Source organism: Nocardia sp. NPDC058497 (genome assembly GCF_042720195.1).
In the GTDB taxonomy this organism is placed as follows: Bacteria; Actinomycetota; Actinomycetes; order Mycobacteriales; family Mycobacteriaceae; genus Nocardia.
The window spans coordinates 1-1,534 of sequence record NZ_JBHXMY010000924.1 but is presented as its reverse complement, the minus strand read 5'-3'; the positions used below and the strand labels follow the sequence as shown (position 1 = coordinate 1,534).

General features: G+C 64.3%; 1 protein-coding gene. It reads right to left on the bottom strand.

Annotation, left to right across the window (positions count from 1 at the left end; all coding sequences use genetic code 11):
- Positions 1 to 144 precede the first annotated feature (144 nt).
- Complete coding sequence (gene tuf, locus ACFWPJ_RS32505) at positions 145 to 1,335, bottom strand: elongation factor Tu (protein WP_378857305.1); 1,191 nt, start codon at positions 1,333 to 1,335, stop codon at positions 145 to 147.
- Between the last annotated feature and the right edge of the window lie 199 nt (positions 1,336 to 1,534).

The window sequence follows — 1,534 nt, the reverse complement described above, 5'->3', positions numbered from 1 at the left end:
CTAAACACCCGATGGCGTACCCCCCCAATGCACCCCACACCCACCCACACACAACTAGGGCTACTGGGGGGCAGCTGGCCCGGAACCCCCGAACGGCGCCGCTCCCAGGGGAGCGACGCCGTTGCGGTGTCAGTGATTACAGAATCACTTGACGATCTTCGTGACGCGACCGGCGCCGACGGTGCGGCCACCCTCACGGATCGCGAACAGCAGGCCCTCGTCCATGGCGACCGGCTGGATCAGCTTGACGGACATCTCGGTGTTGTCACCGGGCATGACCATCTCGGTGCCCTCGGGGAGGGTCACAACGCCCGTCACGTCAGTCGTACGGAAGTAGAACTGCGGACGGTAGTTGTTGAAGAACGGGGTGTGGCGGCCGCCCTCGTCCTTCGACAGGATGTACGCCTGGCCCTCGAACTCCGTGTGGGGAGTGGTGGTGCCCGGCTTCACGACGACCTGGCCACGCTCGACATCTTCACGCTTGATGCCACGAACCAGCAGACCGACGTTGTCGCCCGCCTGGCCCTGGTCGAGCAGCTTGCGGAACATCTCGATACCGGTGACGGTGGTCTTGGTGCTCTTCTCGCGGATGCCGACGATCTCGACTTCCTCGTTCACGTTGACGATGCCGCGCTCGACACGACCGGTGACGACGGTGCCACGACCGGTGATCGTGAAGACGTCCTCGACCGGCATCAGGAACGGGAGCTCGGTCTCACGGACCGGGTCCGGGATCGACTCGTCGACGGCGTTCATCAGCTCGAGGACAGCCTCGGCCCACTTCGGGTCGCCCTCGAGGGCCTTCAGGCCGGAGACACGCACGACCGGCGCGTCCTCGTCGAACTCCTGCGAAGCCAGCAGCTCGCGGACCTCCATCTCGACGAGCTCGAGGATTTCCTCGTCGTCGACCATGTCCGACTTGTTCAGCGCGACCAGGATGTAGGGCACGCCGACCTGACGGGCGAGCAGCACGTGCTCACGGGTCTGCGGCATCGGGCCGTCGGTGGCGGCCACGACCAGGATCGCGCCGTCCATCTGGGCGGCACCGGTGATCATGTTCTTGATGTAGTCGGCGTGACCGGGGGCGTCGACGTGCGCGTAGTGGCGCTTCTCGGTCTGGTACTCGACGTGGGAGATGTTGATCGTGATACCACGAGCCTTCTCCTCCGGCGCCTTGTCGATCTGATCGAACGCGAACGCGGCGTTCAGATCCGGGTACTTGTCAGCCAGCACCTTGGTGATCGCCGCCGTCAGCGTGGTCTTGCCGTGGTCGACGTGACCGATGGTGCCGATGTTGACGTGGGGCTTCGTCCGCTCGAACTTCGCCTTCGCCACTGTGGTCCTCCTGGACTAGTTAGTGCGTGCTTTTTTGCAGCAGTGCGGTTATTAAGGGGGGTCGTGCTGACGCCCGGTTGCCGGGGCCAAGCGTACTTGGCCCCGGCCAGCGAAATAATCCCCGGGCGCCCTGGCCTAGATATCCATGGACAACGTTGCCGGAACCACCGCGGACAGGGCGAACACCAAGGAGTAGTTA